Genomic DNA, 25,088 nt, shown 5'->3' with positions numbered 1-25,088 from the left:
AGGGACTCCTCAGAACGACCGCTGGTGATCAACCGCCGTACCAAGGCGATGCTCGAGGCCGTCGAACGCAAACTCGGGCGCAAACTCGTCATTGTGCAAGGCTCTTTCCTGGCCGGAAAGGCGGCGAAGAGGTCTGGTCCGACGCACAACCGCGCCGGGGTCGTGGATATCCGGACGAAAGACCAAAACGCGGCACAGCAGGCACAAACACTCGTCGAGCTCCGCAAGGTCTCCTTCGCCGCCTTCCATCGCACCACGAAGCAGGGATTCGCCGACCACATCCACGCGGTGGCCATCGGTGATCCCGGTCTGGATCCGTCCGCGGCCAGGCAGGTGGAGGCCTACAGGAATGGCAAGAACGGGCTGAAGGACGGCGGCCCGCTCGATGGTCCGCGGGTGAAGATCACAGTGTTCCCGTTGACCATGCCAACTGGCGGCGTGGTGCCGGTCGGAGGTCGGCCGGTGGTACATCTGGTGACGGTTCAGCTGCAGTTCAGGGCCGGCGGCACCAAGGTGTTGCCCGACGTCAAGACGATCCAGCTGGCACTCAATGCCCGCATCAAGACGAGCCTGGCCGTCGACGGCCGGGCCGGCAAGTTCACCCGTGAGGCCTACAAGAAGCATCAGAAGGCCATCGGCAGCGCTCCCAAGTTCATCGATGGCATCCCAGGCCCGAAGGACCTGGCCAACCTCGGCCGTGGCCGCTTCCGAGTCATCTGAACCCCGTGCAGGGGGCACAGATCGTGCCGCCTGTTCGTGCCGTCGCTGGTAGTTGCTGCCAGCAACGGGTCGGCTCGGATCGCCTGGAGCGCAGGGGCTCAGTCGGTGAGGCCTTCAGGTGGTGCTGTTGTGGTCCGGCGCCATTCGATGGTTGAGAGGGTGCTGGAGGCTACGCACGCCAGCAGCAGCGCGCCGACGATGAGCCACTCGGCCGTGCCGGACCCTTGGTCCGGATCGAATCCGAAAGCTTCCAGCCATTCGTGCCAGAACAATGTCACGACGAAGAGCACGCCGGTGACGATCGCGAGTACGAGCTCGAACCAGAAACGGCGACGGACGGGCTTACCTGGATCCGGCATGGTGACTCCCCCACGGGCTCGCCTGTCCTTGCAGGATCCGCTCTCGGCCAACCGGTCGCAAGGGCCTGCAGATGTCAAACATTTGCAACCTTGACGGTGGTTGGGAGGGAGAGGAGTGTGAAATTTGACGTGCGGCCGGTGGAGCTGGGGAGCGGGTCCGGCCGACGTACTCATTGGGGGGTGTCGAGGTGCGTCCAGAATCGGTGGAAATCAAGATCACGCTTGCCGGCGCGCACATCGAGGAGGCGGTCGGCCGACTCGGGCTGACCGGCGGCGACGCCTGGACGGTGGTGTTCTGCGAGGACGTCACCGACGCCGCGGCGTCGACGGCACTGCTCGACATCGGAGTCGTTCTGCGCGTGCGCGGCAAGACCGCGACGACCGGCGACTCGACGATCAAGCTCCGGCCCAGTCGCTGGTCCCAGCTCGCCCCGGAGTACTTCGAGAACCGGGAGGCCGGCGACGAGGAGCTGAAGATCGAGGCGGACTGGGCGGGCGACAAGCGGTCGCTCGCCACGGCGATGACCGTGCAATGGACGGACTCGCGGCTGTCGGCCGCGCAGGCCGATGCCGGGCTGGTCCCCGAACTGTTCAGCAAGGAGCAACTCGACTTCCTCGGCAAGTGCGGCCAGGGCCGGGTCAACCTCGCGGCCGTCAGCATGCTGCCGCCGATCGCAGCTACCCGGTACGAGAAGTTCACCCTCGACGGCCTGACGACAGAGGTGCGGGCCGAACGCTGGCAGGTCGACGCCGGGCTCGACTTCCTCGAGCTGTCGATCGTCGCCAAGCCGAAGAAGGCCGTCGCCGCTCAGGTCGCGCTGACCGACTTCGTGCAGCAGCAGCAGCTACCGGTGGACGACAGCCAGGTCAGCAAGACCCAGCGGGTCCTCGATCATCTCATCGCCACGTCGACGATCTGACTTGGCCGCGCGCACATGAGCGAGAACGAGCAGGTCCCGGGTCCGGCCTTCCAAGCCTTCGCCGTCAAGACCACCGCTCGCGCGGCGCAACAGAAGGTCGATCGGGCGATCAGCGACGTCCTCGGCGAGGGCTGGCACGCCACGAACTACGGAGACCGCAGGAACCAGTTCGAAGTGATCTCCGAGAAGAGTGCGCTGACGCCCAGAGAAGCGTGGGACCGGACGTACCAGCTTCGCGCGCACAAAGGCATCGCGAGCGCCGAGCCGTTGTTCAAGGCCTGGGTCACCGACCGTCCGGAGTGGGGCTTCGACGGCGACGAGCGACCGGCCGCCGCCTTCGGTCTCCCGAGCTTTGCCTGTGGCAGCGGCGAGGATCTCGCCCAGGCCAAGGCGCACGAGTGGAGCATCGAGCTGGCCAACGTCCCCTTGGCCTGGCAGAACCACTTCGCCGGCGCCCAGCCGGGAGAAGGAGTGGTCATCGGCCACCCGGACACCGGCTACCGTCGCCACCCCGAGATCGCGGCCAACCTGCTGACCGGAGTCGGCCGCGACCTCGTCGACAACGACGACGACCCGCAGGACGAACTGAAGAAGACCTTCCCCTGGCAGAACGGCGGGCACGGCACCGGAACGGCGAGCGTGATCGTCAGTCCACGAGGCGCCGCCGACGCGAATCCGCAGAACGCGGTCAGCGGTACGGCGCCGCACGCCAAGTTGGTCCCGTTCCGGGTCTCCGACAGCGTGGTCGTCGTTGACACACTCAACCTCGCCCGGGCGATCGAGCTGGCCACGGACCGGGGTGTCGACGTCATCTCCATCAGCATGGGCGGCGTCGGCAGCGATCGCCTGCATGACGCCGTGGTCTACGCGACCAGCAGAGGCGTCATCGTGCTCGCCGCCGCAGGCAACTGCGTGCGCTTCGTCGTGTTCCCCGCGGCGTACGACGAGGTCGTCGCCGTCGCCGCGTGTGATGCCGAGCGCGGCATATGGAAGGGCTCGTCACGAGGACGCGCAGTGGACATCACCGCGCCAGGCGACCGGGTGTGGCACGCCACCGCGAATGCCAACGACGCCCTCAACAACGTGAGCCAGGGCTCGGGAACGTCGTACGCCGTTGCCACCGTCGCGGGAATCGCTGCCCTGTGGCTCGCCAAACACGGGCGGAACACGATCATCAGCGCGTGCGGCGGTAAGGAGCGGATCGCGCCGACGTTCTCGCAACTGGTGCGAGACACCGCAACCCCGGTCCCGGGCTGGCCGTCCGGGCAGTTCGGCGGCGGACTCGTGAACGCCGACGCATTGCTCTCTGCACAACTGCCGAACGGCCGGACCGTACCGACCCTCGCGCCGACCGCCACCCAACACGTTCCGTTGGGACGCGGCGGCCTCACCACCTTCGGCCAGCTCTTCGAGAGCACCGTCCGCAGCGCCCAACCACTTCTCGCTGCTGCACCAGGTCCGGCGAAGGGCCTCGACGACGGGTTGGCGGATCTCTTGCGGACCAGCGCCGACAAGGTACCGGCCGACCTCGGCCAGGTCGGCCAAGAGCTCGCCTTCTACCTGGCGACCGACCCCGAGCTCTACCGACGGTTCGAAGACGCCGTCTCCCCCGCGCAAGACGATGACGCCGTCGACGACGTTCGCAAGCAGCTGCTCGAGAAAGGCGTCTCGGACGCCCTACAGGTCAAGCTGTCGCGATAAGAGCTCAGATCGGCAGCAACCGGGAGGCTTGCCGCGGCGCTGGACCGGCCGCCCAGTCCGATCGGACGTCGACCAGTTCCGCCGTACGACGCGACGGCGCGATCCCCAGCTCCCGGGCCAGCAAGTCGGCCAGGGACGAGAACTGACGGAGCGCCTCGCCGAAGTTGCCCTCCGTAAGGTGGACCGTGATGACCGCGCGGTGGGCGGTCTCGCGCAGCGGATCGGCAGCGACCGCCGCGAGAGCCGCGTCGAGTGCCAGCGCGTACTGTCCAGCGCGCAGCAACCGGTGCGACAGGGACTCCAGCGCGTGCAGCCGCATCTGCCGCAACCGTTCGCGTTCGAACTCCACGAAGTCGTCGCACCACCCTGGCAACAACTCCCCCGACAAGCTCTCCGCATCGACCGCGGACAGCTCGACGGCGGACGACTCGTCGACGAGGGCCCGGGCCAATCCACGCAACGCGTCGATGTCGACCTCGACCTCGCGACGGAGCGACAGGTGAGATTCCGACAGACTGACCAGCTGCGGACTACTCCTGCGCAGCCGCCAGATGACGGACCGCAGATTGGCGTCGGCCCTCGCTTCGGTCTTGTCCATCCACAGGCATTGCGAGACGTACGAGCGTTCCACGGGCGAGCCGCGCAACGCGAGCAAGGCGACCAGACGATGGGCGCTCGCCGGGACGTGCATCGCGAGGAAGCCAGGGCCCGCCACAACTGGGTGCCGGTCGGCCCGCGGAACGTGGCCGGCCGGATGCGCGCGATCGTCTGCGGCGATCCCGCCAACCCAGATCCCCAGGTGTGGTTCGCCGCCTCGGCCGGCGGCGGAGTCTGGCGGACCCGCGACGCCGGCCGGCACTGGGAACCGCTGCCCGACTGGCACGACCGCCGCTGCCTCGTCGTCGGTGCCATGGCCGTCGCGCCCACCGATCCGACCCGCATCTACGCAGCCACCGGCGAAGCGTCACCGGCCGGCTCGAACACCCTGCGCGGCTTCGGCGTCTTCGTCTCCACCAACGGCGGCGACACCTGGGACAACTTCGGCGCCGGACCGCGAACTCGGATGCCGAAGCCGCTGAGATTCTACCCGCCACCGCCACCGGAACCCCGGCGATCGGCTTCACCTCGGCGACCGGAAGCAGGCTGCGAGCCGGTCGGCGTTCCGGCGAAGGCCGACGTACCGAACATCGACCTGCGGGTCGCGGCGTCGCCCGAGGGCGGTGGGCGGCGGCATCCGGTGCTCGGCGGGGCCCATCTGGCCGAGCTCGTCGCCACTCCCGCGGCGGTCGCGGCACCGGATCGACCCGCGTTGTTCGCCGTCCGGGCCGCGCTCGGTAAGGACGTGCTGAAGGCGGGTGTCCCGAACACCCTGTACCTGCGGGTGCGCAACGTCGGCACCGTCGACTCCACCCACACCCGGCTGCGGCTGTTCCGCCTCGACCTCGCCGCCACACCGATCACCGCGAACGAGATCGTCGCCGCAGCGCCGCCGGTGCCGGCCGGCAGCACTCATATCGAGGAGCTCGCCTGGAACCCGGGTCCCGTTGCCCCGAGCACCGAACTCCTGCTCTGTGTCGCCGACGACAACCGCCCCGGTTGGCTGCTCGACGTCCCGGCCGATTTCGCCGACCTCGAGACCCTCCGCGCCTTCGCCGGCCGCCGGCCCGGCGTCGCCTTACGCGTGTTCGACGTCATCCCCTAGAAAGTAAGGACAGCTGTCATGGCCAGAGAAGTCGACCTCCGCACCGAGGCGAGCAGCGGCACCACCGTCGCTCCGGAGCGACGCGCGGAACTCCACGCCGCGGCCGAGGCAGCCTCCGCCCGGCCGGGCGGGCACGACGTTCAGATCGTCAGCTTCGACGCGAGCACCGGCAATCCCGCGGTCGTGGTGTCCCGGGACGCTCCGGCTGCTGACGGCGACTTCGTCCGGCGTGCGCTGGCGCATGTGCACAACGTCGGGCCGGCCCTGGGCCTCGCGCCGGAGCAGGCGCCCGAGTACCTCGCCGATCCTGGTTACCAGACCACCTCGGCCGACGGCGTCGCCGTACACCTGAGGCAGCAGTACAAAGGCATCGCGATCTACGACGCGAGCGAGACGGTCCGCTTCGACCCGAGCGGCCAACTGCTCGAAGTGGCCGGGCGGTCGTACACGATCGCCGACGATCTCGTCGTCGAGCCGTCGATCCCGGCGTCGGAGGCTCTCGAGGTGGCGGCGGCACATCTCGCAGCCGGCGACGACGAGGTGGAGCCCGATCCCTTCGGCCAGTCCGTCGCCGAGCCGGTTCCGGACGTCCAGTCGATGACCGCGCGGCTGATCACCTCCCCCGTCGAGCGCCCCGACCGGGCAACGGTCTTCGAAGCGACCGGATTCGCCCGGCCGGTGACGGTCGCGCTGATGTGGTTCCCGCTGGACGGAGGGCTGCGACTCTCGTGGCAGCTACGGGTCCAGGTTCCCGGCGCCCCGGAGTACCGGTTCCTGATCGACGCCGCCGACGCGCGGATCCTGCTGTGCCGACGGCTCACGCACGGGCTGGGCGGGCACGCCCAGGTGGTACTGCGTTCCGGCGAGGGACGCCAGGATGTCGACTTCCCGCTGCCACTGGCGACGTACGGGGTACCTGTGCCTCCCGGGCTGCCCGCCGGGTTCCCGGATCCCTGGCTGCTCGACGAGACCACAGCGGGAGCCTCGGTCCGCGCGATCGACTTCAGCACGGGGCGCACAGTGAAAGGAGCACCGAGCGCGGGCGGCGTGGTGTTCGCAGCACCCGCTCAGGAGAACGCGCCGGAACAGCTCGTCCTGAACGTGTTCTCGTACTGCGCCGCGATGCACGACGCGCTGTACCTGCTGGGGTTCCGGGAACCCGACGGCAACTTCCAGCTCAGCGCGCTCGGACGCGGCGGCCGGGCCGGGGACGCCGTGCTCGCCCAGGTGCACCCGGGGGTGGTCTGGGGTACGGCGAACATGGCCACGCCGGCCGACGGATCCGCGCCGACGATGAACATGGGACTGGTCAACTCCACCCAGCGGCACACCGCACTGGACGCGGACGTGGTCTATCACGAGTACACCCACGGGCTGTCGAACCGGCTCGTCGGAGGCCCGCTGGACGACACCTCGCTGGACGCGGCCCAGTCGAGTGGGATGGGTGAGGGCTGGAGCGACTTCGTCGCGTGCTCACTGCTCGGCAAGAACGTCGTCGGCGACTGGGTGGTCGACCGCGCCACCGGGATCCGCCGCCGCCCCTACACCGAGGACTACCCCGGCACCTATGCCGAGCTCGGCTCACCGCAGTACACCAAGGTGCACGATATCGGCGAGCTTTGGTGCGCCGGACTGATGTCGCTCGGCCGACGGCTGGGCCGCACCGAGACCCTGCAGATCGTTGTCGACAGCCTCAAGCTCACGGCCGCCAACCCGAGCCTGCTCGCCGCCCGCGACGCGATCCTGCTCGCGGCCCGGCAGTTCTCCCTCGCGCGCGGAGACGACGACGGGGCCACAGCAAGCTTTGTGCAGTCCGCCTGGGAGGTGTTCGCCCGCTATGGGATGGGTCCTGGTGCGCGGACCGACGGACCGCAGCTGAGCGGCATCGTCGCCGACTTCGAGCCGCCGCCTGCCCCGTCGACCTCAGTCCTGCGGGCCGAGGCGGCTCCCGGCCTGACCATCCCGGATGCCGATGCGGAAGGCGTGGTGTCCACAGTCTCGCTCCCGGCTGCTGGAGTGGTGCAGTCGCTCGCAGTCGACGTCGTCATCACGCACCCGTTCCGCGGTGACCTGGTGGTGAGCCTGGTAGCGCCGGACGGCCGGACCGCGGTGTTGCACGACCGGACCGGCGGCGGGGCAGACAACCTGCGGCGGTCGTACGACTCCGAGTCGGTCGCTTCGCTCGCCGCACTCGTCGGGACGCAGACCGGCGGAAGTTGGTCATTGCAGGTGGCGGACCGCGCGCCGGCAGACGTCGGCCGACTGGATAGCTGGGCACTGGTGGCCGGGATCGCCTCCCAGGGGCCCTCGGTGCAACTGCAATCCCTGCTCGGCGCGCCGATACCGGCGGAAGGCCCCGCCCTCGAGAACAAGGTCACCGTGAGCGAGGCTGGAACCGTTGCGGGGGTAGCGCTTGCCGCAGCGACGCCGGCGAACCACTCGCCGCCTTCGTGGGGTTGGACGCCCAGGGCGATTGGACCCTCACGGTCGTGGACAACGCCGGCCGCGACGTCGGAAAACTCAACAGCTGGACCCTCACGGTGCAGCTCTGATCACTTGCCCGAAGCATCTACACACCGGCACGCTGGAACACCATCGTCCCTCTGGCGTTCGCCCTGTCCACGACCCGCCGACACTCGTCGTCACCAGCCACTGACCACGCCATCGCCCGTACGGTTGCCCTGGTCAACCACCGTTCTGGTTCTGATTCTGGTTCGGGTTATGGTTCTGGTTCTGGTTCGGGTTCTGGTTCGGGCCGGCGGTCTGACTCGAGCTCTGGCCGGCCAGGCTGCCGAGGACCCGGTCCGGTGGGGCGACGAAGTGTTCCAGCGGCATCCCGTCCAGTGCGCCGCGCATCGCGGTCTCCCAGATCGGTCCCGCCGTACCCGAACCGGTCGGGTCGGTGATGTCCTGACCGTCCAGCTTGTGCCCGTTCATCAGGTTCGTGTACGGCGGGGTCGCGTCGGCGACCACCGCCGCGGCGGCGAGGTTCGGGGTGTAGCCGGAGAACCAGACGGCGAGATTCTGGTTGATGGTGCCGGTCTTGCCGGCCAGGTCCCAGTTCCCGAAGGTCAGGTTCCCGCCGGTACCGCCAGGTTGCATGACCGCGCTCAGCACCCGGTTCACGCCGTCCGCGACCCACGGTTCGAGGACCTGCTTGCAGGACTGGCCCGGGGTCGCGATCGACTTGCCGGCCTGGTCGGTGATCGAGGTGACGAGTAGGGGCTGGCAGTAGACACCACGGGCGGCGAACGTCGCATACGCGTTCGACAGCATGAGCGGAGTCACGTAGCCGACTCCGAGGGTGAACGACACCACTTGGTCGAGCGGCTTCAGGGTCTGCGCGTTGTACATGCCGAGCTCGGCCGCGACCGTCGCGGGCGCGCACAAGCCGGTCTTCTCGGACAGCTGCAGAAAGTAGGTGTTCACCGAGAACCGGGCCGCGTCGACCATGGTGAAGTCACCGCTCCTGGTGGAGTTCTTCGGCTGGTAGTTCAGAACCCGGGTCCGGCCCGTGCAGGTCCGGAACGGGACACCGCTCAGGTCGATCTGCGGCGGCGAGTTGATCTGGTAGTCGATCGGGATCCCCTGCTCGATCGCCGCGGCGATCGTGAACGCCTTCATGGTCGAGCCGTTCTGGAACCCGCCGTACCCACCGGCGTAGGACTTCTCGACGTTGTAGTTGTACGCCGTCTCGTGCCGGCCATCGCCGTACGGCGTGCTCTGCACCATCGCCTTCACCAGTCCGGTCCCCGGCTCGACCACGGTGACCGCTGCGATCGTGTTGTCGGTCGGCTTGCTGTGCTGGTCGATCGAGTGCTGCGCGGCGGCCTGGATGCGCGGGTCCAGCGAGGTCCGGATCGTCAGGCCACCGGTCTTCAGATTGTGGTCGCGCTCCTGGACGGTGTCGCCGAGCGCCGGGTTGTCGACCAGCTTGGAGACGACGTACTCGCAGTAGAAGGGGTACGGCGAGTTCGCGCAGCCATTCAGCAGCGGGCGGACGGTGGACAGGTCGATCACCGGTGCCCGAAGTGCCGCGTTCGCCTCAGCGACCGAGATCCGGCCGAGCTTGAGCATCCGCTCGAGCACCGTGTCCCGGCGGTTCCTGGCCTGCACCGGATTGGTCACCGGGTCGTAGCCGCTCGGGTTCTTGACGATGCCGGCCAGCATCGCGGCCTCGGGAAGGGTGAGCTCGGAGGCGTTGACGCCGTAGTAATGCTGGGCGGCGGCCTGGACGCCGTACGTCCCGTCGCCGAAGTTGGCCAGGTTCAGGTACCTGGCCAGGATCTCGTCCTTGGAGTACTCCTGCTCGACCGCGATCGCGTACCGCAGCTCGGTCAGCTTGCGCTGGTAGGTGAGCGCGGTCGCGGCGCGTTGCTCGGCCGGGGTGCGGGCGTTCTCGAGCAGGGTCAGCTTCACGTACTGCTGGGTGATGCTGGAGCCGCCTTGGACAGTTCCGTCGGCGCGGTTGCGGATCATCGCCCGCAGCGTGCCCTGGAGATCGAGTGCGCCGTGCTGGTAGAACCGCGAGTCCTCGATCGCGACGACCGCCTGCCGCATCGTCGGGGCGATCTGGTTCAGCCCGACCGGCGCGCGGTTCTCCTCGTACAGATTCGCGATCAAGCTCCCGTCAGCTGCCAGGATCCGGGTCCGCACCTCGGGCGGCTGAGACGTCAATGTCTGCGGCAACGCGTGGAGCGAGTCGGCCACCTGCTCGCTGCCGATCCCCGCCAGCCCGGCGAGCGGCACCAGCAGCCCCGCCATCAGTGCACCGGCCAGCGCACTGACGCCGAAGAGCCTCGTCAGCGATCGAACACCCTGCCCGGCAGCGCGCACCTGTCCAAGCTAGTTCGCGACATCAGACCAGACACGTCGCTCTCAGCGTCCTCTCATCCATCACCGCATCAGTTGCCCCCCGCAACGAGTTGGAGGCCGTCCCGGCGTCGCGACTGGTAGTAGCAGGGCGCTCACCGACCGCGGAGGCGATGTCGAAATGAGTCTTCTTCGTTTACCGTGGCGGTGGGGGTGGTGGCGTGGGGGCGGACCAGCTGCGGATCAACCTGCTCGGCGAGTTCACGGCGTCGTACGACGGTGCCGTGCTCGATCTGGGTGGGCGGCGGCAGCGCGCCGTACTCGCCGTGCTGGTGCTCGCACGCGGCGAGGTCGTCCCGGCCGAGCGGCTCGCCGACGCGGTCTGGGGAGAGCATGCGCCTGGCAACACCGCAGGCGCCCTGCAGTCCTATGTCTCGCACCTGCGCCGCAGCTTGCAGCCGGGGTCACCGGCTCGCGCCCGGTCCGCGGTCGTCGTCCGCGAGGGTCCCGGGTATGCCGTACGACTCCCCTCCGACGCGGTCGACGCCTGGCGGTTCGAGACCTTGCTGCAGAAGGCCACGACGTCCGCTGCGGAGGCGGCGGCCGCGCTGCACGAGGCGCTCGCGCTGTGGCGCGGTCCGGCGCTGGCCGAGTACGCCGACGAGCCGTGGGCCGCTGCCGAGATCGCCCGCCTGACCGAGCTGCGATCTGTCGGCCGGGAGCGGCTGCTCGCCGCTCGTCTCGATCTCGGGGAGGCGGCCCTTGTCGCTGCCGAGCTGGAGGGGATGGTTGCCGAGGAGCCGTTGCGGGAGGAGCGGTGGCGGCTGCTGGCGCTCGGGTTGTACCGCGCCCATCGGCAGGCCGACGCACTGGCCGCGCTGCGGCGTGCCCGCGAGACCCTGGCCGACGAGCTCGGCGTCGACCCCGGTCCGGCTCTCCGCGAACTGGAGGCGCAGGTACTCGCGCAGTCGCCCGAACTGGTTCCGGCCAAGCAACCGCGGCAGGAGACGGTGCAGGCAACGGCCCCGGACCGCAACGGTCTCGTCGACCGGGACCGCGAGCTCGCCGCACTCCGGTCGACGCTGGACGGCCTCGCGGGCGGGCAGCCCGGCCTGCTGTTGTTCGAGGGTCCGGCCGGGATCGGAAAGACGCGGCTGCTGGCCGAGGCGCGCAGGCTCGCGGCCGAGCGGTCCGTGCGGGTGCTGTCGGCCCGCGGGAGCGCGTTGGAGAGTGCGTTCGCGTTCGGCGTCGTACGCCAGCTGTTCGAGGCAGAAGTCGGCGACCCCGTGCGTCGCGACGAGCTGCTGCGTGGGGCCGCGGCGGGGGCCGGCGCCGTGTTCGACATCGCCGACGGCGGCCGGGCCGAAGGCTTCGCCGTACTGCACGGCTTGTACTGGCTGGCGGTCAACCTCACGACCGAGGGACCACTGGTACTCGCGGTCGACGATGCGCAGTGGTGCGACGGCGCCTCGCTCCGCTTCCTGGCATATCTGGTACGACGGCTCGCCGCGGTACCCGTACTGGTCCTGGCGACCCTGCGCACCGGCGAGCAACACGACCACGAGGACCTGATCGCAGAGCTGGCGCTCGAACCCGATGCGCTCGTCGTACGGCCGGCGCCGCTGTCCACGGAGGCGACGGCGGAACTGGTGGAGCGACGGCTCGGCGTACGACCCGCACCCTTGTTCGTCACCGCCTGCGAGCGGACAACCGCGGGGAACCCGTTCCTGCTCTGTCAGCTGCTCCAGGCTCTGGCGGCTGACGGCGTCCGGCCGGATGCCTCCCACGCCGACCGGGTCGTAGCGGTCGGGTCGCGGGCGGTGTCGAGCCGGGTACTGCTGCAGTTGCGCAGGCTGCCACCCGACGTCGTGGTCGTCGCGAGGGCTGCCTCTGTCCTCGGCGACGGTGCGGCCCTGCCGGCGATCGCGGCACTGGCCGGCGTCACGGAGGCCCGTACTGCGGAAGCGCTGGCCGCACTGGCGCGTGCCGAGATCGTCAGGGACGAGCAACCAGTGACGTTCGCCCACCCGCTCGTGCGGGACGCGGTGTACCAAGCGCAGCCGGCGGCCGAGCGGGAACTTTGCCACGAGCGGGCCGCGTCGGTCCTCCGGTCTGCGCGGACGAGTGACGAACTGGTTGCGGCACACCTACTGCTGGCGCCGCCCCGGGGTAACGAGAACGTCGTGACACTACTCCGTACGGCGGCGCGCGAGGCGGCGGAGCGAGGGGCGTCGGAGAGCGCGGTGACCTACCTGCGCAGGGCACTTGTCGAGTCGCCGATGGGCTCGGGGCGAGGTGACGTCGTGCTCGAGCTCGGGATGCGAGAAGCGCCAGTGGACGGTGCGGCAGCGGTTGAACACCTGGTGCAGGCGTACCGGCTGCAGGACGACCCGCGCGTCCGCAGTGAGATCGCCATCACGGCCGCCTCGACCCAGGTGTTCGCGAGTCCGCCCGGAGTCGCGACGACCTTCGCCCGGGAGGCCGCCGCGGCGCTCCCTGACGGACTGGCCGACCAGCGCCAGGCACTCATCGCCATCCAGCGCATCAGTGGGTTCATGCACAGCATCGGCGACGGCTGGCAGACACCCGCTCAGGAGCCGGCCGGGCAAGGACCGGGAGCGCGGATGCTGGCCGCCACGGTCGCACTGGAAGCGGTTCTGGCCGGCAGCGACCGGGAACGCGCCATCGCGATGGCCCGTTTCGCACTCGACGGCGACCACCTGATCGCCGTCGACGACGGGCTGTTCTGGGTCAATGCCGCCGCGGTCCGGATCCTCTCCGACGACGACATCGGCGACTTCTGGAGCCGGGCTCGCGCTGCCAGCCACGCGCGCGGGTCGCTGTTCGCGGCCCTGTCCACCAGCCTGTGGGAAGGCTTCTGGCAGTGGCGGCGCGGCGAGCTTCACGAGGCCCTGGCGTGCCTGCGGGCCGCGCTCGACCAGGATCGCCTCTGGGGAGGTACGCGGGTGGGCGAGCCCTTCGCCCGCGCCTTCCAGATCGGCTGTCAGCTCGATCGGGGCGACCTCGCTGCCGCCCGCCGGGCGGCCGACGCCTTCGCCGACGGCGCCGCGTTCGGCGAAGGCGGTCGCGTTTATCAGCAGGCCGTGGCGCGCCTGCTGGTCGCCGAGGGCCGCTGCGAGGAAGCCCTTGTCGTGCTCGGCGATCCGCAGTCGACCATCGACGGGATCGCCATCGTCAATCCGGTCTGGAACCCGTGGCGGTCCATCAAGGCCGCAGCTTTGTTCGGGCTCGGACGAACGTCGGAGGCGATCGAGACGGCCGAGGAGGAACTGGCTCTGCTTCGGACCTGGGGCGCACCGAGCTTCCTCGGCAGGGCTTTGTGCATGCTGGGCGAGTTCCGTGGTCGCGCGGGTCTCGACGACCTCGTGGAGGCGGTGGAGCTGCTTTCGTCGACGACCGCCGCGGTCGACCTCGCCCGAGCACAATGCGCGCTCGGCAGCCATCCGGACGTGGGCGGCGAGGATGCGATCGCGCTGCTGGAAGCTGCAAGCAGGTTGGCGGAGCAGCGCGGCGCCGGTGCGGTGCGCGAGCGGGCCTTGACCGAACTGGAGCGGCGCGGTCGCCCGATCGAGCCGGGCACCGACGAGGTGCCCCGGTTGTCGCGGACCGACCGGCAGATCCTCGACCTGACCGCCACCGGCCTGGAGGTTCACGAAGTCGCGCAGCGGCTGTTCGTCACACCGGGAACCGTTCGGGACGTACTGGACGGGGCCGGCTTCACGGCGGAACCCGGCAGCTCAAGAGTTTCTCAAGTCGGACAAGTGACCATGACGCACGACCAGAACGGGAGGCTCCAGTGACGGTGCAGCAGAGTCTCCGGGCCGCGAGCCTTCGAGGGCTCTGCGGCGGCGCCGTGCAGCTTCCCGGCGATCCGGCGTACGACATGGCGCGCGCACCGTGGAACCTGGTGGTCTCCGACTATCCCGCGGCCGTCGCCTATCCCGCGTTCCCCGAGGAGGTCGCCGAGGTCGTCCGCGCCGCGCAGGCCGCCGGCCTTTCGGTCGCGCCGCAGGGCACCGGCCACGGCGCCCCGGCGCTGGGCGGCAGGCTGGCCGATGCCGTACTGCTGCGCACCTCCGCGATGACGGAGCTGAGCATCGACCCCGAGAACCGAATCGCCCGCGTCGGCGCCGGCGTGTTGTGGGGTGATGTCGCGGAGGCGGCCGGGAGGTATGGGCTGGCCACGCTGCATCCGTCCTCCCCCGACGTCGGCGTGGTCGGCTACTCGCTCGGTGGCGGGATCGGGTGGTACGCCCGGCGACTCGGTCTGCAGTGCAACTCCGTCACGGCAGTCGAGGTCGTCCTCGCCGACGGCACCTTCGTACGAGCGACTGCCGACAGCGACTCCGACCTGTTCTGGGCCCTCCGCGGTGGCGGTACGCCGCTCGGCGTGGTCTGTGCGCTCGAGTTCGAACTCCAGCCGATCCAGACCGTCGTCGCCGGGTTCCTCGCCTGGGACGGGACGGCCGTCGACCAGGTCCTGCCCGGGTGGGTCGCGTGGTGCGCGGACGCCCCCGAGCACGTGACGACGTCGTTCCGCCTGGTCGACGTACCCGATCGGGACTCGATACCGGCCGAGGTCCGGGGTCGGCGGTTGGCCATCATCGACGGTGCCGTGCTGGGTGACGACGCGTTCGCCGACGACGTACTGGCGCCGTTGCGCGGACTCGCTCCGGAGCTCGACACGATCGGCCGGGTTCCGGCCGCCGACCTGGTCAGGCTGCACCTCGAGCCGGAGGAGCCGACCCCCGCGTACGCGAGCAGCACGCTGGTCGCCGAGCTTCCCGACGCCGCGATCGCCGCGGTCATCGAGACCGTCGGTCCGCGATCCGGCAGCACCCTCACGGTGGCCGAGTTGCGCCAGCTCGGCGGCGCACTGTCCCGGCCGGACCCGGACGGCGGCATCCTGTCGGCCCTCGACGGCGCCTTCCTGGCACTGGGTGTCGGCCTGGGGTTCGAGCCCGACGACTGGCCGCGCCAGCGCGCCGACGCAGAGCGGTTCCTGGCCGCGGTCGCCCCCTGGTCGACCGGAGGCACCTATCTTCCGATGCTCGACGACAGCAGCGACACCCGCAAAGCCTTCCCGCCGGACGTCCACGCCCGGCTCACCGCGATCCGTCGCAGGCTCGATCCGCACGGGCTCTTCATGGCACCGCATCAGACTTGAGCCGGCGCCTCAAGCCGGTCACAAGTCGCCGTCAAGTGCTTCGCGACACCGTCGGTCCGTCATCACAGCAACGACAGACCGAACAGGAGAAGTTCGATGACGATCGCTCTTGACCGCGCCACCATCCGGCAGCACACCTCCCTCGAGGAACTCCGCAGTCGCCTGACCGGCGAGGTTCACACACCCGACGACGAGCAGTACGCCGCGCTGTCCACGCCGTGGCTCCTCACGGTACCCATGCGGCCGGCCGCGGTTGTCGCCGTACGCACTGCCGAGGACGTGGTCGCCACCGTCCGCTTCGCCCGGGAACACGGCTACACCGTTGGCGTACAGGCCACCGGCCACGGGGCCGACAGCTCGTACGCCGGTCACCTGCTCGTGGTGACCAAGGGCCTCGACGAGGTCACCGTTCACCCTGAGGGTTGGGCTCGCGTCGGGGCCGGCGTCAAGTGGCTCCCGGTGATCCGAGCGGCCGCGCGGTACGGGCTGGCTCCGCTCAACGGGTCCACCAGCGACGTCGGCGTGGTCGGGTACACGACCGGTGGTGGCGTCGGCCCGATGGCCCGCACGTACGGTCTCGCCGCGGACAAGGTGCGCGCGTTCGAGGTCGTCACGGGCGACGGCGAGTTCCGTCGCGTCACCCCGACCGAGCACCCGGATCTGTTCTTCGCCCTCCGGGGCGGCAAGGGCGCCACCGCGATCGTGACGGCGGTGGAGTTCGACCTGGTGCACCTGCCGACGTTCTACGGCGGCGCGGTGTACTTCGACGGCGCCGACTCAGCACGCGTCATCGAGCGGTGGCGGGACTGGTCGGAGAACCTTCCCGAGCAGGCGACGACGTCGTTCGTGCTCTTCCAGCTGCCCGACATGCCCGGCGTCCCGCCGGCCCTGGCGGGCCGCATGACCCTCGGCGTCCGCTTCCTCTGGACCGACGCCGCGGACGAGGGCCGCGAGCTGCTGGACCAGATCCGCTCCGTCGCTCCGGTGATCCTCGACGACGCCGACCTGAAGCCGTACCTGGCCGTCGACTCGGTGCACGCCGACCCGGTCGACCCGATGCCCGTCGTCGACCCGGCCATGCTGCTCACCGAGTTCACCGACGTGACCGCGAAGCGGCTGCTCGACGTGGCCGGCTACGACTCGGGGTCACCGCAGATCATGGTCGAGGTCCGCCAGCTGGGTGGCGCCTACGCCCGGGAGGCCGAGCACCCGGACGCCTTCTCGCACCGAGCCGCCGGCTTCAGCGTGCTCGCCGTGGGCATCGCGGAAGACCCCCGCGTGCTGCCGCACTGGGACCGCCTCTACGCGGCGCTGTCCGAGTGGGACACCGGCGGCGTCTGGCCGAACTTCGGGCCTCCCCACGACGCCCGGACCGCGCGCCGCGCGTACGACGAGGAGACACTTCGGCGGATCGCCGAAGTGAGCCGAAAGTACGACCCGGACGGTGTCCTGCAGATCGGTGAGTATGCCCGCGCGGTTGCCGGCTGATACTCACAGAGCACGTAGCGCGCGGCGGAGCCCACACTCCGCCGCGCGCGCGTGGAAGGCCGGCATCGCCAGTCCTGCCATTGTTGACCTCAAGTCAACTTTAAGTATGAGAGTTGCCTGCACGGACACCGCGGCTGCCGTGCCTCGGTCTTAGGAGAGCACGCATGTTGATCAAGAAGCTGGCATGGGTAGGCACCCGCACCGCTGAGACCGAGGCGACCGTACGGTTCTTTCAGGAGGTTCTCGGCCTGCACGGCGAGAACCCGGCACCGGACTTCTGGGTACTCACGATGGCCGACGGCGCGAAGGTCGAGGTGTTCGGACCCGAGTATCCGAACAATCGGCATTTCACGACCGGTCCGGTCGTCGGTTTCCTCGTCGAGAACGTGTCCGTTGCCGCGGAAGAACTGCGAGCCGCCGGCGTCGAGATCGTCTCCGGGCCTACGGGCAGCGAAGGCGATGGCAACGCCTGGGTGCATTTCCGCGCCCCGGACGGCAACATCTACGAATTCACCCAAGACCCCGGAGTGGCGAACCCATGAGGCGAGCGCCCTTCTCACCAGAAGAGCCCTCGGGTGCCCAGAACTCGCCGCGCCACGGCTCCACCGGATCCCGGCTTCGTCAGACCCGCCTCAGAGTGGAGTCGTTCGGTCTAAGCCACGGGCTCAGTGTTGGTCAGTGCTGCGGCTATGCGTTGGCGGGCTTGGTAGTAGTGGTTTGGGTCGAGGACGGGGCGGTTGAAGCGGAGGGTGCGGTCGGGGTCGATGAGGTCCAGGGCCGCGGTGGTTCCGTGGGCCGCGCGTACGGCTTGTAGTGCGCGGTGGTCCCACATTGCCTGCGCGAAGACGCGGAAGCGGATCGACGGCCAGGGTGTTCTGTCCGGGCCCGGGTAGACGGCGAAGGGGTCTCCGGACGGGAACGCACCTCCGGCCGAGGTGTCCGTGAAGGGGTCCACCCGCCGGATGGAATGCCAGGAGTACCAGAAGTTGAATCCCAGTGGAGGAATCCGTCCACTCCGGAAGCGAAGAGCTGGTGCCCGATCGCACGGTTGCGCGACGAGGGCATCCCGATGAATCGGTTCGCGACATCGCGATCCTGTGAGACGCAGTAGTACACCCACAAGCGTTCCGGCCGCTCCGCCAGGAACGGTTCGACGTGATCGGTCGCGACGACGGGCACGGGAACGGCACCCGACGTATAGAAGGAGTACTCGCTGAGGGCGTCGACGACCGTCCAGCCCTTCAGGAGATCGGCGACGACGGCTTTCGCGGCGAGGTAGCTCGCGAGTCCACCCTCCCCGGATGGCTCGTCCGAGATGTGGAAGACCACGTGCTCGCGGTCCCATTCCTCGTCGAGCACCGCCTGCGGCGCCGGCAGGAGCGCTTCCATCAAGGTCCGGTATCGCGCGTCGGTCGCCGGGACGTCCCAACCGAACGCTCGCTGCTGGTTCACGACGATGCCAGGCGTGGCTTCCGCGCCCCACTGGGTGAAGAGATGCGCGACCTCGACGCCGGTGATCCCGTTGCGTCGGCACAGGTCGAGCCAGCGCCGAAGCCGATCGAAGCCGAACCGGTATCCCTCGGCGGTGGCCGTGATGTCGATGAGCTGCACAACGGTGCGGTACGAACCGACCGCAGTGTCGAGCGGTGGCGTCCAGACCGGTGCGAGCAGCGACGTCACACCCATTTCCGCCGCCGATGCGATGAATCGCTCGACGAGGGTCCAGTGCTCTTCGCTGAACACCTCGACACCGTAGTGATCGGCCAGCGCGTCGAGGTGCATCCAGTGGCTCGACACGATGTCGAGTGGCGGCAGCGCGATACCGGTGATTTCGACGGTGACCGGCTCCCGATGGAGCTCAGACCCGTCCGGCGAGACCATCACGATCGTGAGTTCGTGTACGCCGGCCCGCACCGGATCGGTCGCGGTCAGGTCGAACCACACCGCCCCCCAACTGCCGAACCGCACGGGAGCTTCGCCGTTCGGCACGGGACGCAGCACGTCGGGATACAGCCCGGGTTCGTCCCACTCATAGCCGTCGTCATGCCCCGGGAGAGCGAGGAAGGCGCAAGGCACGAGGTCCACGCTCGACACCGCGACCAGGTCGCCAGCTTCCCCCTCGATCCGCACCTGGAGTGGGCGCGGGTCGCGGAACGTCGGGTCGAGCGGAGGACGGTAGGCGAGTTGGAAGGACGCCGGCTCCCCGAGAAACGCCTGGAACCGGGTTGCGGTGGCCACCGGCCGCGGGTCCCGAACCGGGTGCACCTTCGCGAGCGCATCGCAGAGTACGAACGTCCACTTCGCGGTCACTGCGGACCACTCCTTCCGACGCCAGGACGACACGCTTCTTTGCGTGATTGTGGACCCTATGATGCAGATTCGCGCATCAATACACAACGACGAGTCCAAACCTCCGGCCGGCACGACTGGTTCGTCGTACCGGCCGGAGGTTCCTGACTAGGAGTTCCAGACCTGGAACTCGGAGAGCTGGCCCGCAGCCCAACCTGTGTTCGCCGTGATGTTCAGCCGGAAGTAGCGCTTGGTCGTCGGGGCGAAGGTGATGGTCACCGTGTTGTTGCTACCAGAGGCGAAGGAGTAGCCCGCGGATCCGGCGAGCGTGCTGAAGGTCGTGCCGTCAGTACTGCCGAGGACAGACAGCGTCTCGGTGCGCGCTCCCCATGAGGCGGGCAGCTGCAAGACGATCCGGCTGGCGCTGCTTGCAGAACCGAGATCGACCTGTACCCACTGCGGGAAGGCATTGTTGGCGCTCTCCCAGTACGTCGCCTGGTTGCCGTCGGTCACGTTGCTCGACGGGTAGACGTCAGTGTGGCTGGACTCGCTGGTGGGCTTGCCCGCGGCGAGGTTGGTGTTCGTGGCACCGGCGCCAGTACCGGACAGGGCGACGCTGGTCGGGCTGTTCGTCGCATTGCTGTTGATCGTCAACGTGCCCGTCCGGGTCCCGGAGGCGGTCGGCCGGAAGCTGACGTTGACCGTGCAAGAGGCGTTGATCGCGATGCTGGTGCAGTTGTTGGTCTGCGTGTAGTCACCCGAGGCCGTGACGCTCGAGACCGAGGCGGCCAGGCTGCCCGTGTTGGTCACGGTGATCGCCTGGGCGGCACTTGTCGTGTTGGGCGTCTGCGATCCGAAGGTGAGCGAGGACGGGCTGGCGCTCAACACCGGAGCGTTGATCGGGCTGCCACCGCTTGGGTACACCTCGAGTTCCGACACCTGCCCGGCAGGCCAACCGCTGTTGGCCGTGATGTTGACCCGGACGTAGCGAGCATCGGTCGCCGGAACGGTGATGTTCACGACGTTGGTAGGTGACGTGAACGTGTACGTCGCGGATGCGACCGCCGTACTGAAGTTCGTTCCATCGGTGCTGGTCTGGACCGACAACGTCTGCGTGCGCGTGCCCCACGCCGAGCTCGGCGGTAGCTTCAGCGTCACCTTGCCGATGCTGCGTACCGCTCCGAGGTCCGCCTGCAGCCACTGCGGGAAGGCGTTGTCGGCACTTTCCCAATAGGTGTTCGCGTCGCCATCCGTTGCCATCGCAGGGGTCTGCGTGCCGTTGACCTGGCTGCTCGCCGAGGCCGGCTTCCCGAGGGCGAGGTTGGTGTCGGTCCCGATGCCGTTGCCCGTCAGGGAGATCGAGGTCGGGCTGTTGTTGGCGTTGCTGGTCACCGTCACCCCGCCGGCACGCGCTCCCGACGCAGTCGGCCGGAACGTGACCGTCACCGTGCAGGACGCGCCGACGGCGATCGTGGCGCAGTTGTTCGTCTGACCGAAGTCGCCCGAGGCGGACACGGCCGACACCGTCGCAGACGTCGTACCGGAGTTGGTCACCGCAACGGTCTGAGTCGGCGAGGAACTTCCTACTTGGGTATCCGGGAAGGACAGGCTGCCCGGGTTCGGGGTGAGGATCGGCCCGGGTGCAACGCCCGTACCCGAGAGCGGGACGGTGCTGGTGACCCCGGCAGCGTTGACGGTCAGGTTTCCGGCTCGACTGCCCGCCGTCGTGGGGCTGAAGGTGACGTTGACCGTGCACGAGGCGCCGGCCGCAATGCTGGTGCCGCAGTTGTTGGTCTGACCGTAGTCGCCGGTGATCGCGACGGAGCTGACCGGCGCCGCCGCCGTACCGCTGTTCGTGACGGTGACGGCCTGCGGGGCACTCGACGTACCGGTCGCGACGGAGCCGAAGCTGAGCGCGCTCGGGCTGATCGAGAGCTGCGATCCGTTGTCGGGCAGGTACGGCGGGAACGCCGGCGCGGTGATGTTCTGACACTGTCCAGGTGCGAAGATGCCCGAGTTGCCGCCGCCGTCGGTGAGCGTGAAGCCGACGCCACAGCTGTAGATCGGTCCGGGTGCCTGGGTACCGGTGGCGGTGCTGTTGGTGATGGTGGCCGAGCCGCCGACCTGCTCCTGGACCACCCAGGTTCCGGTGTTCTGGATCGTCGCGTTGTTGATCTTGACGTTGCTGATGTTCGAGCCCGAGACGAATTGGACGGCCTCGTACGGGCTCTGCTGGATGAGGATGTTGTCGACGTTGGTCAGGCCGGACATCGCGCCGTCCCGCGCGTCGAACCAGAGTGCCCCGACCCCGAACTGCCAGTTGGGATCCAGGCTCCCGGACCGGATGATCGTGTTGCGCAGAACGTCCGTACGCCCGAGCGTCGTCGAGGCGAATCGCTGCGCGACGTGGATTCCACCGCCCTGCGCAAGGCCTGCGTCGATCACCCGGTTGTCGGTGACGAAGTTGTCGTGGCCGCCGTAGATGGCGATGCCGTTGGCAAGGATCGGGTACTGCACCGTGTTGTGGTCGAACGAGTCGTTGACGTCGGCGTTCTGCTCCGCCCAGGTCGCCAGGCCGTCATCGCCGAGGTTGCGCAGATCGCTGTTCGTGACCTTGGAGTTGGTGACACCGTTGTGGAAGTTGACCCCGTCGGCCGTCACGTTGCGGATGCGCATGCCGTTGAAGACCAGGTTGGTGAACGGGCCGTCCATCCACGCGCCGACCTTCTCGTGCTCGATCCACACCCGGTCCACAGTGGAGTTGTTCAGCGCGCCGCCGATGCCGTTCACCTGGGCGCCGTCGTTGCGCTCCTGGACGTCGCCGAAGATGGCGAAGTCCGACAGATGTACGCCGCTGCTCCCGTTGGGCGCGTAGTTGCCGTAGAAGCCCGGCGCCGCACCGACGACGGTCGAGCGCCACATGCCCGCACCCTTGATGGTGATGTTGTTCAGGATCAGGTGACCCGGGATCTTGAACGTCCCCTCCGGAATCCACACGGTGCCGCCGGCGCCGGCTGCGGTCATCGCCGAGTTGAACGCGGCAGTGGAGTCCGCGGCACCCGTCGGGTCTGCGCCCGTACCGGTCACCGAGACCGAGCCGGCCGGCTGGGTCAGAGCGCCCGCGACGTTCTCGAAGTCGGCGAAGTCGATCGTGTACGACGAAGCAGTGTCCTCGGAGTCGACCTGCACCCGGAACTTCGTGCCGGCCGGGTAGGTGGTCGGGAACAGCCGGTGGACCTCATCGTAGAAGTGATGCGGGTTGCTCCCCGGCGAGTTCGTGAACGGGTAGCCGCCGTAGTACCAGCTGTACGCGTTGGTCAGGGTGAAGTTGGGCTGCTTGGTCCCGTTGACGTAGAGGGACAGTTGCGGCGTGTAGACCGACCCGGACCCGGTGTCCGGGATGCTGTAGCGGAAGACGATGGAGTTCGTCGCCGCGGGCGTGGTGAACTCGACGAACTTGCCGGTGCCCTGCAACGTCACCGCTTTGCGATAGGACGACTCGGCGGCAAGGGTGTTGTAGTCGGCGCTCGGGCCGATGACGGTCCCGTTGGTCGACGAGTTCTCGGCCTGCACCTCGACGTACGGCAAGGTGGCGCCGACACCGCCGGACGCAGCGGCCCACGCCGGTACGGCGGCCACGACGGCAAGACTGGCGGCGACCAACGCGCCGCACGCGGCGAGCACGCGGACGCGGGCCTTCCAGGGTTTGATTGACCGGAACATGCGCTGCTCTCTCTCGACAGGGGCGGGTAGTCGATCGCACAGCCCCGAAGGACTGCGGCGCGGTGGCCAGACCGTAACGCGGCAGACACATCAACGCAATATCTGAATCAATCTTTGCAAGAATCAGACTCATCTCTCCGGCCGGCCGGGCACGAGAGGTGACGATGCGGGCAGGCGTCAGAACGGGAGTTCGTGGAGCGGCGCAGTTCGGCGGGTGCCTGCTTCGGTCCAGGTGAGGGTGGCCGACGGGGTGTCGAGGGTCGCGTCGAGGGTTACCTGGTCGTTGTGGTGGGTCCACGCCATGGTCAGGTGAGGGCCGCCGCCCGCGGCTGAGAACGCGCCCTCGAAAGCCGGGTGGGAGTTGCGAAAGCGGATGAGTCGCAGCAATGCCTGCACCACTGGGCGTCGCAGTTCGAGCTCGATCTCCGGGCGTGTGTAGTGGTGGCGGTTGACGTCGCGTCCGACATTGGAGCGTGCCAGGAGCTCCATGTCGTTGGAACCCGCAAGGAGCCCGACGTAGTACACCTGCGGGATGCCGGGCGTGAGGAACTGCATCGCTCGAGCCAGCAGGTAGCGGTCGTCGTCCTGGCCGAGGGCGTCGTAGAAGGTGCAGTTCACCTGGTACAGGTCGACGTTGGAGGCGGCGGCACCGGTCGCCTGGCGCGAGGTGCCTCCGCTGCCGTCGTGGATCGCCTCGACCAGCCGATCGATCTGCTCGGGTGTGAGCAGCCCGAGCTGGGACCGCTCGCCGGCGTCGGCGCCGACGTCGATCACCCCGATGCCGTCGTGGGTGTCGAGCACGGTGACCGCATCCGGCGGCCGGATGGCCAGCCAGGCCAGGAGCGGATCGGCGTCCTTGGCGGTGATCGCGTGCAGCACGAGCGGTGGAAGGGCGAAGTCGTAGACGCGGTCGACCCGATCTGCGATCTCGATCTGCCGGCGGTAGTACGAGTGCACCTCGACGAGGACCTCGAGCCCGCGCTCGCGGCACCAGGCGGTGACGTCGTCGATGAACTCGAACGTCTCAGGAGTCATGAACGAGGTCAGCCCCGGCGTTTTCACCGCATAGCCGACCGCGTCCAGACGCACTCGCCGTACCCCGGCCGCGGCGAGCCGATCGAGCACCTTGACCAAGTACTCGCGCGTCCCCGCGTGCCGCACGTCGATATCGATCTGCTGCGGTGTGAACGTAGTCCAGACCAGCCGCTTGGTACCGTCCGCGAGCTGGTACGGCGTGAACGGCAGCCCGGGACGCGGGCGGTACAGCCGCAGCAGCATCTCCTCGGTCGCCCCGTCGGGAAAGACTCCGGCGAAGGTGAGGACCATACCGTCGTACTCGGACCGCCCGCCGTGCGCGAGCCAATCCACGAACGGCGCGGAGTCGGCCGAGACATGGTTGACGATGACGTCCACCATCAGGTCGAAGTCCTTCGCGAGGCGCGCGACGTCCGACCAGGTGCCGAGCCGTTCGTCGACCTCTGTGTGGTCCACTGGGTCGAAGCCGGCGTCGGCGCCGTCGTACGGCGGGAAGAACGGCAGCACGTGGACCCCGCCGAACAGTCCTGCGAGCGGCCCGCGCAGTACTTCATGCAGGCCCGGCAGGTCTCCGCCGAGGCGGTCCGCGTAGGCGATCAGCTCAACCTTGTCTGCCATGGCCACCTGCCCTCAGCCCCGGGATGCCTCCTCGGGTATCTCGAGATCACCCTTCTCGTCGACCGGCCGGACGACGAGTACGTCGCAGCCGGCCCGCTTGGTCACCTCGGTAGCGACCGTTCCGAGCAGTCTGTCCGCGAGTGAACGGTCGTGCACGGCGCCGAGCACGATCAGGTCCGCGGAACGCTCCTCGGCAGTGGTGGTCAGCGCAGTGGACGGCTCCCCATCGACGAGGAGGGCAGCGGAGACCGTCGCCCCCTCCTTCCTCGCCGTCGTCATGGCCCCATCCAGGGCCAGGCCGGCGGCTTCGCGGCCCAGCACCTGTCCAGTGCGCGGATCGCCGCCCAGGGTGGCGACGTTCTTCGCCTCTGCCCGGCGGGGCAGCTGGGAGAACGCGCACACGATGACGAGGTCGGCGTCGTCCCGGACGGCGAGCCAAGCGGCCCGGGCGACCACCTGCCCCGCGAGCTCGGATCCGTCGGTGCCGACGACGATCGTGCGGTAGTCCTTCATGGTCATGGCGATCCTCCTCC

At 68.9% G+C, this 25,088-nt stretch carries 14 protein-coding genes and 2 pseudogenes; 9 read left to right on the top strand and 7 right to left on the bottom strand.

Annotated elements, in window-relative coordinates:
* The first annotated feature begins 48 nt into the window (after nt 1–48).
* Nucleotides 49–720: a peptidoglycan-binding domain-containing protein gene (locus tag OG555_RS33840; RefSeq protein WP_329476633.1), complete on the top strand. Its 672-nt coding sequence runs from the start codon at nt 49–51 to the stop codon at nt 718–720.
* A gap of 98 nt (nt 721–818) precedes the next feature.
* Here OG555_RS33840 and OG555_RS33835 read toward each other — a convergent pair whose 3' ends face one another.
* The gene (locus OG555_RS33835; protein WP_329476632.1) at nt 819–1,079 is read right to left on the bottom strand and encodes a hypothetical protein; all 261 of its coding nucleotides are present in this window, start codon (nt 1,077–1,079) and stop codon (nt 819–821) included.
* A 203-nt stretch (nt 1,080–1,282) separates the two neighbouring features.
* On the opposite strand from OG555_RS33835, the gene OG555_RS33830 reads away from it, so the two are divergent.
* Together OG555_RS33830 and OG555_RS33825 are read left to right on the top strand one after the other, a co-directional pair.
* Complete coding sequence (locus tag OG555_RS33830; RefSeq protein WP_329476631.1) at nt 1,283–1,999, top strand: hypothetical protein; 717 nt, start codon at nt 1,283–1,285, stop codon at nt 1,997–1,999.
* Between the two features lie 15 nt (nt 2,000–2,014).
* The gene (locus tag OG555_RS33825; RefSeq protein WP_329476630.1) at nt 2,015–3,700 is read left to right on the top strand and encodes a S8 family peptidase; all 1,686 of its coding nucleotides are present in this window, start codon (nt 2,015–2,017) and stop codon (nt 3,698–3,700) included.
* A 4-nt stretch (nt 3,701–3,704) separates the two neighbouring features.
* Here OG555_RS33825 and OG555_RS33820 read toward each other — a convergent pair whose 3' ends face one another.
* Nucleotides 3,705–4,391, bottom strand: coding sequence for an AfsR/SARP family transcriptional regulator (locus tag OG555_RS33820; RefSeq protein WP_329476629.1), 687 nt, complete (start codon nt 4,389–4,391; stop codon nt 3,705–3,707).
* Here OG555_RS33820 and OG555_RS33815 point away from each other — a divergent pair.
* Nucleotides 4,368–5,402 carry a WD40/YVTN/BNR-like repeat-containing protein gene (locus OG555_RS33815; RefSeq protein WP_329476628.1) on the top strand — a complete coding sequence of 345 codons (1,035 nt, stop codon included), beginning with the start codon at nt 4,368–4,370 and terminating at the stop codon, nt 5,400–5,402. The genes OG555_RS33820 and OG555_RS33815 overlap by 24 nt on opposite strands.
* An 18-nt stretch (nt 5,403–5,420) precedes the next feature.
* Nucleotides 5,421–7,625 (top strand): annotated as a pseudogene (locus OG555_RS33810) (M36 family metallopeptidase); the annotation flags it as partial.
* A 462-nt stretch (nt 7,626–8,087) separates the two neighbouring features.
* Here OG555_RS33810 and OG555_RS33805 read toward each other — a convergent pair.
* Nucleotides 8,088–10,238, bottom strand: a complete 2,151-nt coding sequence (locus OG555_RS33805; RefSeq protein WP_329476627.1) for a transglycosylase domain-containing protein — start codon at nt 10,236–10,238, stop codon at nt 8,088–8,090.
* A 197-nt stretch (nt 10,239–10,435) separates the two neighbouring features.
* Between OG555_RS33805 and OG555_RS33800 the strand changes: the two genes are divergently transcribed.
* The 4 genes from OG555_RS33800 to OG555_RS33785 all read left to right on the top strand — a co-directional run bounded on the left by OG555_RS33800 (nt 10,436) and on the right by OG555_RS33785 (nt 17,432).
* Entirely contained in the window at nt 10,436–14,035 is a 3,600-nt protein-coding gene (locus tag OG555_RS33800; RefSeq protein ID WP_329476626.1) for a BTAD domain-containing putative transcriptional regulator, read from the top strand.
* Nucleotides 14,032–15,402 carry an FAD-binding oxidoreductase gene (locus OG555_RS33795; RefSeq protein ID WP_329476625.1) on the top strand — a complete coding sequence of 457 codons (1,371 nt, stop codon included), beginning with the start codon at nt 14,032–14,034 and terminating at the stop codon, nt 15,400–15,402. The genes OG555_RS33800 and OG555_RS33795 overlap by 4 nt, the downstream gene beginning before the upstream one ends.
* Nucleotides 15,403–15,498: 96 nt before the next feature.
* Nucleotides 15,499–16,890, top strand: coding sequence for an FAD-binding oxidoreductase (locus tag OG555_RS33790; RefSeq protein ID WP_329476624.1), 1,392 nt, complete (start codon nt 15,499–15,501; stop codon nt 16,888–16,890).
* A gap of 164 nt (nt 16,891–17,054) precedes the next feature.
* The gene (locus tag OG555_RS33785) at nt 17,055–17,432 is read left to right on the top strand and encodes a VOC family protein (protein ID WP_329476623.1); all 378 of its coding nucleotides are present in this window, start codon (nt 17,055–17,057) and stop codon (nt 17,430–17,432) included.
* A 110-nt stretch (nt 17,433–17,542) separates the two neighbouring features.
* Here the strand turns inward: OG555_RS33785 and OG555_RS33780 are convergent.
* The 4 genes and pseudogenes from OG555_RS33780 to OG555_RS33765 form a co-directional block, all read right to left on the bottom strand.
* Nucleotides 17,543–18,672: pseudogene (locus tag OG555_RS33780) on the bottom strand (DUF4091 domain-containing protein).
* 675 nt (nt 18,673–19,347) lie between these two features.
* The gene (locus OG555_RS33775; RefSeq protein ID WP_329476621.1) at nt 19,348–22,902 is read right to left on the bottom strand and encodes a choice-of-anchor D domain-containing protein; all 3,555 of its coding nucleotides are present in this window, start codon (nt 22,900–22,902) and stop codon (nt 19,348–19,350) included.
* 177 nt (nt 22,903–23,079) lie between these two features.
* Nucleotides 23,080–24,555, bottom strand: coding sequence for a sucrose phosphorylase (gene gtfA / locus OG555_RS33770; protein ID WP_329476620.1), 1,476 nt, complete (start codon nt 24,553–24,555; stop codon nt 23,080–23,082).
* A 12-nt stretch (nt 24,556–24,567) separates the two neighbouring features.
* The gene (locus tag OG555_RS33765; RefSeq protein WP_329476619.1) at nt 24,568–25,074 is read right to left on the bottom strand and encodes a universal stress protein; all 507 of its coding nucleotides are present in this window, start codon (nt 25,072–25,074) and stop codon (nt 24,568–24,570) included.
* Between the last annotated feature and the right edge of the window lie 14 nt (nt 25,075–25,088).

This window comes from Kribbella sp. NBC_01484 (assembly GCF_036227145.1).
GTDB lineage: Bacteria > Actinomycetota > Actinomycetes > Propionibacteriales > Kribbellaceae > Kribbella.
The sequence above is the reverse complement of the archived record's forward strand: the minus strand, read 5'-3'. Positions and strand labels throughout refer to the sequence as shown.

Excerpts from the sequence above, each read along its gene's own strand:
- OG555_RS33840 (WP_329476633.1), top strand. The coding sequence starts at position 49 with ATGCTCGAGGCCGTCGAACGCAAACTCGGGCGCAAACTCGTCATTGTG.
- OG555_RS33835 (WP_329476632.1), bottom strand. The coding sequence starts at position 1,079 with ATGCCGGATCCAGGTAAGCCCGTCCGTCGCCGTTTCTGGTTCGAGCTC.
- OG555_RS33825 (WP_329476630.1), top strand. The coding sequence starts at position 2,015 with ATGAGCGAGAACGAGCAGGTCCCGGGTCCGGCCTTCCAAGCCTTCGCC.
- OG555_RS33815 (WP_329476628.1), top strand. The coding sequence starts at position 4,368 with ATGGGCGCTCGCCGGGACGTGCATCGCGAGGAAGCCAGGGCCCGCCAC.
- OG555_RS33820 (WP_329476629.1), bottom strand. The coding sequence starts at position 4,391 with ATGCACGTCCCGGCGAGCGCCCATCGTCTGGTCGCCTTGCTCGCGTTG.
- OG555_RS33790 (WP_329476624.1), top strand. The coding sequence starts at position 15,499 with ATGACGATCGCTCTTGACCGCGCCACCATCCGGCAGCACACCTCCCTC.
- OG555_RS33785 (WP_329476623.1), top strand. The coding sequence starts at position 17,055 with ATGTTGATCAAGAAGCTGGCATGGGTAGGCACCCGCACCGCTGAGACC.
- OG555_RS33775 (WP_329476621.1), bottom strand. The coding sequence starts at position 22,902 with ATGTTCCGGTCAATCAAACCCTGGAAGGCCCGCGTCCGCGTGCTCGCC.
- gtfA (WP_329476620.1), bottom strand. The coding sequence starts at position 24,555 with ATGGCAGACAAGGTTGAGCTGATCGCCTACGCGGACCGCCTCGGCGGA.
- OG555_RS33765 (WP_329476619.1), bottom strand. The coding sequence starts at position 25,074 with ATGACCATGAAGGACTACCGCACGATCGTCGTCGGCACCGACGGATCC.